The organism is Pseudomonas sp. ICMP 8385 (assembly GCF_002699915.1).
In the GTDB taxonomy this organism is placed as follows: domain Bacteria; phylum Pseudomonadota; class Gammaproteobacteria; order Pseudomonadales; family Pseudomonadaceae; genus Aquipseudomonas; species Aquipseudomonas gessardii.
In genome coordinates this window covers 23,897-33,639 of record NZ_LKBY01000128.1, presented here as the reverse complement: position 1 = coordinate 33,639, position 9,743 = coordinate 23,897, and the positions used below count along the sequence as shown (strand labels likewise).

6 protein-coding genes and 1 tRNA gene are annotated in these 9,743 nt (G+C 61.0%); 3 read left to right on the top strand and 4 right to left on the bottom strand.

Annotated features, from left to right (window positions below; translation table 11 throughout):
- Window positions 1–188 precede the first annotated feature (188 nt).
- Entirely contained in the window at window positions 189–2,099 is a 1,911-nt protein-coding gene (dibA, locus tag AO268_RS26100; RefSeq protein WP_076962020.1) for a phosphodiesterase DibA, read from the bottom strand.
- A 165-nt stretch (window positions 2,100–2,264) separates the two neighbouring features.
- On the opposite strand from dibA, the gene desA reads away from it, so the two are divergent.
- Both desA and AO268_RS26090 read left to right on the top strand, forming a co-directional pair.
- Window positions 2,265–3,449 carry a delta-9 fatty acid desaturase DesA gene (gene desA / locus AO268_RS26095; protein ID WP_076962019.1) on the top strand — a complete coding sequence of 395 codons (1,185 nt, stop codon included), beginning with the start codon at window positions 2,265–2,267 and terminating at the stop codon, window positions 3,447–3,449.
- A 208-nt stretch (window positions 3,450–3,657) separates the two neighbouring features.
- Window positions 3,658–4,665 carry a sensor domain-containing diguanylate cyclase gene (locus tag AO268_RS26090; protein ID WP_076962018.1) on the top strand — a complete coding sequence of 336 codons (1,008 nt, stop codon included), beginning with the start codon at window positions 3,658–3,660 and terminating at the stop codon, window positions 4,663–4,665.
- 251 nt (window positions 4,666–4,916) lie between these two features.
- On the opposite strand, the gene AO268_RS26080 is transcribed toward AO268_RS26090, so the two are convergent.
- The 3 genes from AO268_RS26080 to gabD all read right to left on the bottom strand — a co-directional run bounded on the left by AO268_RS26080 (window position 4,917) and on the right by gabD (window position 9,183).
- Window positions 4,917–6,128 carry an HDOD domain-containing protein gene (locus AO268_RS26080; RefSeq protein WP_076962017.1) on the bottom strand — a complete coding sequence of 404 codons (1,212 nt, stop codon included), beginning with the start codon at window positions 6,126–6,128 and terminating at the stop codon, window positions 4,917–4,919.
- Between the two features lie 151 nt (window positions 6,129–6,279).
- Window positions 6,280–7,560 (bottom strand): 4-aminobutyrate--2-oxoglutarate transaminase, encoded by a 1,281-nt coding sequence (gene gabT, locus AO268_RS26075; RefSeq protein WP_076962016.1) that lies wholly within the window; start codon window positions 7,558–7,560, stop codon window positions 6,280–6,282.
- 180 nt (window positions 7,561–7,740) lie between these two features.
- A complete protein-coding gene (gabD, locus tag AO268_RS26070) occupies window positions 7,741–9,183 on the bottom strand; it encodes an NADP-dependent succinate-semialdehyde dehydrogenase (RefSeq protein ID WP_099170293.1) in 1,443 nt (480 codons plus the stop codon).
- A 369-nt stretch (window positions 9,184–9,552) separates the two neighbouring features.
- On the opposite strand from gabD, the gene AO268_RS26065 reads away from it, so the two are divergent.
- Window positions 9,553–9,629, top strand: a tRNA-Arg gene (locus AO268_RS26065).
- Window positions 9,630–9,743 lie beyond the last annotated feature (114 nt).

The following is a 9,743-nucleotide window of genomic DNA, read 5'->3' as shown; positions in this document are numbered from 1 at the left end:
ACTCGTGCTTCTAGCACTGCGGACTTACAGCTTGCCATCCACCCCTCTCACCTCAGAGTTTATTCCCAGATCAAGACACAAGCGGGCTTGCCCGCGATGGCGGTGTATCAGTGCCAGATTTATTGGCTGACACCCCGCTATCGCGGGCAAGCCCGCTCCCACATTTACTGTATTTCAGCCCCGGGGGCTTAGCGGATGGCGGGGGCTCTGGCCCAATCGATATCAGCCGCCAGCATCGGCCGGCCAAACCAGTAGCCCTGGCCCAGGTCGCACTGGTGATCCAGCAGGAACCGCGCCTGGTCCCGTTGCTCGATGCCTTCGGCATGCACTTGCATGCCCATGCTCTGCGCCAGGGCGATGACCACCCGCACAATCGCCGCATCGTCTTCATCCCACGGCAGGCCGGCGACAAAGCCCTGGTCGATTTTCAACTTCTGCACCGGCAACCGCTTGAGACGCAGCAGTGACGAATAGCCCGTGCCAAAATCATCGATGGCCAGGCTCAGGCCCAGCTCGCGCAGGCGGTGCAGTTGCTCCAGGGCCACTTCCGGGTCATCCATCACTGCGCTTTCGGTGACTTCCAGCTCCAGCTTCGCCGGGTCCAGGCCGGTGTCGTGCAGCACCTTGGCCACCTGCTCGTACAGTTCATGGCGGGCAAACAGGCGGCTGGAGATATTCACCGCCAGGAAAGACAGGCCCCTGCCCTCTGCCAGCCACCGGCACATCTGGCGACAGGCCTGGTCCATGACCCAGGCGTCGATCTCAGCGATCAGCCCGGTGCGCTCGGCAATCGGGATAAATTCCGCCGGCGACACCAGGCCGCGCAATGGGTGCTGCCAGCGCACCAGGGCTTCCACGCCAATCATCCGGCTGGTTTGCAGGTCGTGGACCGGTTGGTAGTAAACCCGTAGTTCCTGCTGATCGAGGGCGCGGCGCAATTCATTGCCGATCTCGATCCGATGCTGGGCATGGGCGGTCAGTTCCTCGGTGTACAAGGCGTAGCCTTCGCGCCCGGAACTCTTGGCCTTGAACAGCGCCGAGTCGGCGTTACGCAGCAGTTGTTCGGCGCTCAAGGCGTCGCTGGGGAACAGGCTGATACCAATACTGACGCTGACAAACAACTGGTGGCCGTCGAACACGAACGGCTGCTTCATACCGTCGATGATGCGCTGGGCCAGGGCCGCAGCCTGGACCACCTGTGGACAACTTTCCGCCAGCACCGCGAACTCATCACCGCCCAGGCGCGCCAGGGTCACGCCGGGGCCGAACAGGCCTTGCAGGCGCTCACCCACGGCCTTGAGCAACTGGTCACCGACATTGTGGCCAAGGCTGTCGTTGATGATCTTGAAGTGGTCCAGGTCAAGCAGCAGCAATGCACAGCCACGCTTGTGGGTTTGCGCCGAGGCCAGCGCCTGCTCGGCGCGGTCGGTGAACAGCAGGCGGTTGGGCAGGTCAGTCAACGGGTCGTGGTGGGCCAGGTGGGCCAGTTCGTGCTCGGAATGCTTGATCGCACTGATATCGGAAAACACCGCCACGTAATGGCTGACCTGGCCCTGGTCATCATGGATGACGCGGATGGTTTGCCACTGTGGGTAAATTTCCCCGCTTTTACGTCGGTTCCAGATCTCGCCGCTCCACTCGCCGTCTTGATTGAGGCTGCGAAACATTTGCTCATAAAACGCCGGCGAGTGGCGACCGGATTTGAACAGGCTCGGCTGGCGGCCCATCACGTCTTCCACCTGGTAACCGGTGATTTCGATAAAGGCGCGGTTGACGTGGACAATCCGCCCACGGGCGTCGGTGACCAGCACCCCTTCGCGGGTGCAATCGAACACCGCCGCCGCCTGGCGCAGGCGCTCGCGGTTTTCCTTCAAGGGTTGCTGGATGCGATGGACGCGGGCGCTACGGGCACACAACAGGAAAATAAACAGCGCGCTGAGGCTGACCCACAGGTAGCCGCGCAGCATCTGCCACTGCACCATTTCCCTGGGTTCATCGATGAAATTGATAAATACCTGCTGACTGAGCTGTATCCACAAGATGGAAATCAGCAAATACACCAACCCTGCACGCAGGGCACCTCGGTATGAAAGCAGCATATCGCTAGTAATCCTTACTAAAAAACAGAATCGCCCTACAAAGACTGCGGATTATAGGATAAGTAACATCTCGTCACTCCTATTCAAAAGGGTGACTGGTTTTATCTGTAGGCTTAGTGATAATGCGTGAGCTGTTCTTTTCTTTATCTGAGGGCCATACAGCCTATGTGGTACAACGGTTTTCTTGACTTGTCAGCCTGGCAACTGGTGGCAGTCACTCTGTTGATGACCCACGTGACCATCATCGGTGTCACGGTCTATCTGCACCGCTATTCAGCCCACCGCTCCCTGGAGCTCAATGCTGGCCTGAAACACTTCTTTCGCTTCTGGCTGTGGCTGACCACGGCGCAGAACACCCGCGAGTGGACCGCCATCCACCGCAAGCACCACGCCAAGTGCGAAACCGTCGACGACCCCCACAGCCCGGTGATCAAGGGCCTGTCCACGGTCCTGCGCAAAGGTGCCGAGCTGTACCGCACCGAGGCGGAAAACCCCGAGACCCTGCGCATCTACGGCAAGAACTGCCCGGAGGACTGGATCGAGCGCCAGCTCTACACCCGCTATCCGCTGCTGGGCGTGGCCCTCATGGGGGTGATCGACGTGCTGCTGTTCGGCACCATCGGCATCACCATCTGGGCGATCCAGATGATGTGGATCCCGTTCTGGGCCGCCGGCGTGATCAACGGCCTGGGCCATGCCGTCGGCTATCGCAACTTTGAATGCCGCGACGCGGCGACCAACCTGGTGCCGTGGGGCATCATCGTCGGTGGCGAAGAGCTGCATAACAACCATCACACCTACCCCAACTCCGCCAAGCTGTCGGTCAAGAAGTGGGAATTCGACCTGGGCTGGGCCTGGATCAAGGTGTTCAGCTTCCTGCGCCTGGCCAAGGTGCAGCGCGTCGCGCCGATTGCCCACCGGGTCGAAGGCAAGGGCCACTTGGACATGGACACCGCCATGGCGATCCTCAACAACCGCTTCCAGATCATGGCCCAGTACCGCAAGCTGGTGATCGCGCCGCTGGTCAAGCAGGAGCTGGAGAAGGTCGATCATTCGGTACGCCACCAGTTCCACCGGGCCAAGCGCCTGCTGTCGCGGGAAACCAGCCTGCTGGATGAGCGCCACCACCTGCGTATCCAGAGCATGCTGGAGCACAGCCAGGCCTTGAAAGTGATCTACGAAAAGCGCCTGGCGCTGCAACAGATCTGGCTCAAGACCAGCAGCAACGGGCATGACATGCTCGCGGCCATCAAGGAATGGGTGCACGAGGCCGAGGCCAGCGGGATCCAGTCCCTGCGCGACTTTGCCCACCAGTTGAAGACCTACTCGTTGCGCCCGGCAAACGCCTAGGTGTCACAGGAGCCGGGAGGACGCCCAGTCCTTACCGGCTCCACAGTTTTTTGGCGCCATTTCACAGTCGCCGAACATTCCGTCTCATTCGCGACTGATAACGGAACTTAGCTGCAATTCCCCTCTCTCAAACAACACTTCGCCATCCTGGCGGGCCTTGTTTTGACTGCTGTTCAATGCTACGGCATGTCCAGAGAGAATTGTGCCGATGGTCCACGAAACGGACTCCCCAACCGCCACCCCACCTGAGTCGACGGACGCGTCGCGGCCGACTGCTGCCGCCACGTTGCTGGCGTTGATGCATGCCCAGGGCGAAGTGGAGCGCCTGAGCGAGCGCGAACAGCTGTTGAGCTCGCTGCTGGTCAGTGTCAACGCCGTGCTCTGGGCCATTGAGTGGGAAACCCGGCGCGTGCTGTACGTCAGCCCTGCCTATGAGCGTATCTTCGGGCGCTCGGCCAGCCTGCTGTTGGCTGAACACCGTGGCTGGCGCGACAGCATCCACCCCGAAGACCAGCAGTACGCCGAGCAAAGCCTGGCCCAGGTGCTGGAGTTGGGGGCGGTCGAGGATCGCCAATACCGCATCATCACTGCTGACGGGCAGATCCGCTGGCTCAGCGACAAGTGCTTTACCAACCAGCAGGCCACCCCGGGAAAACCGCTGATTGTGGTGGGCATCGCTGAAGACATCACCGAAAAAAAGCACCTGGAACTCGAACTGCAACGCCTGGCCACCACCGACGTGCTGACCCGCAGCAGCAACCGCCGGCACTTCTTCGAGTGCGCCCATCACGAATTTGAACGCGCCTGTGCCCAGGGCCTGCCCCTGGCCTTCCTGTTGCTGGACATCGATAACTTCAAGACCATCAACGACACCTACGGCCACCTGGAGGGCGATCAGGTGTTGTTGCGTATCGCCGAGAGCGGGCGCGGGGTATTACGCCGTGGCGACCTGTTCGGGCGCATTGGCGGCGAAGAATTTGCGGCGGTCCTGCCAGGATGCGCGCCGGAAAGGGCCATGCAGGTTGCCGAACGCCTGGGCCAGGAAGTGCGGCAACTGGGTTTCAGCCATGAAGGCCGGCCCTATGGCGTGACCGTCAGCCAGGGCCTGGCCAACCTCACGGCCGAAGATGCCACCCTGGACAGCCTGTTCGCCCGGGCCGATGCGGCCATGTATGAAGCCAAGCGCCAGGGCAAGAACCGGGTAATTGTCGGCTGAATACCTGGCCTTTCATGGCGTTAAAAAATAGCGAAGATCAAATGTGGGAGCGGGCTTGCTCGCGAAGACGTCGGCCCAGCAAACATTGATGTTGACTGACCCACCGCTATCGCGGGCAAGCCCGCTCCCACAGGGGGTTCCGACCTGGCAGAGGATTTTGCGCACGCCACAAACAATGTGGGAGTTGTCGAGCTTTAGCGAGGCTACGATAGCGGCCGCATATTCAGCATCATTGCTGCCTGACCCACCCCCTATACAGGCTTGCGGAGGCGCATCAGCTCTGAAAGCCCGATTCTGAGCAGCCGCGCCGTCTTGCCCTTGGCCAGCGCCTCGACCCCCTCGTGCTCGCTCAGCCCCGCCAGTTGCGCCGCCATGTTCATCACCAGCGCTTCACGGGAATACACCCCACCTTCGAGGGAATACACCGCCGCAATCAATTGGCGCAACTCTAGGGGCAAGCGCCAGCGGATGCGCAGCGCCGAGCCATAGCTGGCACCAAAGCGGTCGAGCGCAGCAGCGATCATTTCGTCATCCAGCTCGCCACCGCCCTGGCACCACTCCTGCAAGCTGCGCAAGAGGGCCAGGTCGCCCAGCCGATGGAGAATCCCGGCGCTGTAGCAGCGCTCGTGGTCAAGGTCGAGCATACGTGCCAGCGAGCGGGCGTAATGCGCGGTTTGCCGGGACAGTTGCCAATGGTGCTCGGCGTGTTCCATCAGGCGGGCATCGCTGAGGATCACATTGTGCTTGAGGGCCAGGCCGAGGATCAGGTTCATGCTCTGCCCTGCCGCCAGTTTGTGCAGCGCCATGGACAGGGTCTGCACCGGCGTACCGTGATGGCCGGCGCTGTTGGCGGCGGCGATCAGCACTGCCGTGATCTGTGGATCGACCTTGACCTGCTCTTCCAGTTGCTTGAGGTCCAGGCCCTCCGGCGCCAGGCTGCCGTGCACAGCGGCTTTTACATCAACCCGCAGCGGCGCGCCGTCCGACAGCTCGCGGCGGTGCTCCAGGAACACCGGCAAGGTCATGCCCGCGGCCAGGGCCGGGATTTGGCAATACACCGTTTCGCCTTCATTGAGCAGCAGGTCCTGCAGGCGTTGCGTGAGGCCTTCCATGTTCAGGGGCTTGGTCAGGTAAGCGGTGGGCGCCAGCGGCAATGCTTCGCGCACACTGGCACTGTCATTGCGCGTACTCAACAGGATAAACGGCAACGCCGGCCCCTCCCGGCGCTGGCGCACACTGCGCAACAGGCTCAGGCCATCAACACCCGGTAGCTCCCAGTCGGCAATGATCAAATCGTAGGGTTTGTCTCGCAGCAACTCGGCGGCGTGCTGCCCGTCGGCGCACACATCCAGCCGCGCGTCGCAACGCACATTCAACAACACCTGCTTGAGCAAATCCCGCGACCAGGGGTCGGTCTCGGCAATCAGTACACGGGGTACAGCAGGTAAATCAACCGCAGTCATGCAGCACGCTCCATCGGCAATCCCTGCACATTAGACAAAGAAGCCGCCCGTGAGCAAAAAAAAACCGCATACGCGGTTTTTTTGTTCACGGGCGGCGTCTTTGAGCGACAAGCTGCAAGCGTTACATCACTTGCAGCTTATAGCTTGCCGCTCAAAGCTCTGCGAAGCACTCTTCGATGATCGCCAAGCCTTTGTCCAACTGCTCATCCGGCGAGGTCAGCGGGACCAGTACGCGCAATACGTTGCCGTAGGTGCCGCACGACAGCAGGATCAGGCCCTTGTCACGCGCCTTGGCTACTACGGAGGCAACCGCCGCAGCGTTCGGCTTGTGGCTGTCGCCATCCTCGAACAGCTCGACCGCGATCATCGCGCCCAGGGCACGCACTTCGCCGATTACCGGGTACTTGGCCTGGATAGCCTTGAGGCCGGTGACCAGACGCTCGCCAACCGCCTTGCAGCGGTCCAGCAGGTGCTCTTCTTCAAACACTTCCATCACCGCCAGGGCTGCGGCACAAGCAATCGGGCTACCGGCATAGGTGCCACCCAGGCCGCCCGGGGCGATGGCGTCCATGTATTCGGCCTTGCCACACACACCGGCCAGCGGGAAGCCACCGGCGATGGATTTGGCGAAGGTGGTCAGGTCGGCGGTAACGCCCATCTGTTCCATGGCGAAGAAGGTCCCGGTACGGCCGGCACCGGTTTGCACTTCGTCGGCGATCAGCAGGATGCCGTGCTTGTCGCACAGTTCGCGCAGGCGCTTCATAAAGGCTTTAGGCGCGATGTAGAAACCGCCTTCGCCCTGTACCGGCTCGATGATGATGGCTGCGATATCACGCGGCTCGGCATCATTTTTGAAGATGCGTTCGATGCTGGCGATGGAGTCGTCAATACTCACGCCGTGCAACTCGTTCGGGTACAGCGCACGGAAGATGCCGCCGGGCATCAGGCCCATGCCCGCGGAGTACGGCACGACCTTGCCGGTCAGGCCCAGGGTCATCATGGTGCGGCCGTGGTACGCGCCGGTGAAGGCGATCACGCCGGCACGGCCTGTCGTGGCCCGTGCGATTTTCACGGCGTTTTCCACGGCTTCGGAACCGGTGGTGACCAGCAGGGTTTTCTTGGCGAAATCACCCGGGACCTTGGCGTTGACTTTTTCGCACAGCTCCACGTAAGGCTCGTAGGCCAAGACCTGGAAGCAGGTGTGGGTCAGCTTGTTCAACTGCTCGGTCACGGCCGCAATGATTTTCGGGTGCAGGTGCCCGGTGTTCAGCACGGCGATGCCGCCGGCGAAGTCGATGAACTCGCGACCTTCAACGTCAGTCACGGTGGCGTTCTTCGCGGATTCGGCGAAGATCGGGTGAATCTGCCCAACGCCGCGCGGTACAGCGGCTTCGCGGCGTTTCATCAAGGAAGCGTTGGTCTTGTTGCTCATAAAGTCCTCATTCGCCACTCATCGGGTGGCGCGGTCCAAGGATTACGTGGTGGGGAGGCAACTACGCCAGCATGCGATGATCGACTGCCGCAGCTTTCCCGGCCACTTCGAATAACGGTTTGAAGCACGCAAAGGGACAGCGCTCTCGTGCCCTTTGCGTTTGCAGCGATACCTTGCCGGTTAGATGCCCAGGCAGAGGTATTTGATTTCCAGGTAATCCTCGATCCCGTACTTGGAGCCTTCACGGCCCAGGCCCGACGCCTTGATACCGCCGAACGGCGCCACTTCGTTGGAGATCAGCCCGGTGTTGACGCCAACCATGCCGTACTCCAGGGCCTCGGCCACACGGAACACACGGCCCAGGTCACGGGCATAGAAGTAGGACGCCAGGCCGAACTCGGTGTCGTTGGACATGGCGATCACTTCAGCTTCGTCTTTGAAGCGGAACAGCGGCGCCAATGGGCCGAAGGTTTCTTCCTTGGCCACGGCAGCGTTTTTCGGCACGTTGGTGAGGATGGTCGGCTCGAAGAAGTTGCCTTGCATGACCTTGCCGCCTGCCAACAGCGTCGCGCCTTTGCTCAGGGCATCGGCGATGTGCTCCTGGACCTTGGCCACGGCTTTTTCATCGATCAGGGGACCGGTGGTGGTGCCTTCTTCCAGGCCATTGCCGATCTTCAATTTGGCGACGGCCACTTTGAGCTTTTCAGCGAACGCGTCGTACACCGAATCCTGGATGTACAGGCGGTTGGCGCAGACGCAGGTCTGGCCGTTGTTGCGGTACTTGGAAATGATCGCGCCTTCGACGGCCTTATCCAGGTCGGCGTCGTCAAACACGATAAATGGCGCGTTGCCGCCCAGCTCCAGGGACACTTTCTTGATGTCCTTGGCGCATTCGGCCATCAACTGGCGACCGATTTCGGTCGAGCCGGTGAAGGACAATTTACGCACGGTCGGGTTGCTGGTCAGCTCGCTGCCGATATCGCCAGCGCTGCCGGAAACCACGCTGAACACGCCGTTGGGGATGCCGGCACGCTGGGCCAGTTCAGCCAGGGCGAACGCCGAGAACGGGGTTTGCGACGCCGGCTTGAGGACCATGGTGCAACCGGCAGCCAGGGCCGGGCCGGCTTTACGGGTGATCATCGCGGCCGGGAAGTTCCATGGCGTGATGGCAGCGGTGACGCCGATTGGCTGCTTGATCACGATCAGCCGCTTGTCCGGCTGATGGCCAGGGATCACGTCCCCGTAGATACGCTTGGCCTCTTCGGCGAACCACTCGATGAACGAAGCGGCGTAGACGATTTCGCCCTTGGCTTCGGCCAGTGGCTTGCCCTGCTCCAGGGTCATCAGGCGCGCCAGGTCATCCTGGTTCTCGATGATCAGCTCGAACCAGCGCCGCAGCTTGTTCGCACGGTCCTTGGCGGTCAGTGCACGCCAGGCCGGCAAGGCCTTGTCGGCGGCTTCGATGGCCCGCCGGGTTTCGGCGGCGCCCATCTTCGGCACGGTGCCCAGGATCTCGCCAGTCGCGGGGTTGTTGACCTTGATCGTTTGACCGTTGTCCGCATCGACCCAAGCGCCATCAATAAAAGCTTGTTGGCGGAACAATTGGGTGTCTTTAAGCTGCATGTCGGCTTTCCTTAACAGCACCGCGCGCGCGCGGGGCAAATTAGAGTTGTTGAAAGGCGCCTTGAAGGCTGCCGTCAGGGAAATCAGTCACTGGGCGCAAGCAAGCACATAGCGCACGGGAGACAGAGCGTTTGAAATCTCAAACGAATCCTAGGATCAAAGGGGGGGTAGGGCAATAGTCTGTTCAAAAAAAAGAACGAAAAGGGCATATTTGCCGGACTATTCTGACAAGCGTAACGGACCCGAATTGCGCATCACCGGCACACACCGCCCGGTACAGAGCCTCGCTACTCCAGAATCCCACCAGCAGACGGCCAAAAACCAGCATGGACGCCCAAGGTCGACATGGGTATGATGGCGCCCGCACAAGCATCCGTAGCTCAGCTGGATAGAGTACTGCCCTCCGAAGGCAGGGGTCGTGGGTTCGAATCCCGCCGGGTGCACCAAAATGATGTTTCTGGTTGTCTCCTGATGACTACGAAACGCCCCGCAAAGCCCGCCCTGTGCGGGCTTTGTTGTTTCTGCTTGTCTACCTTTATCTCCCCTCATACTGTAGCTCT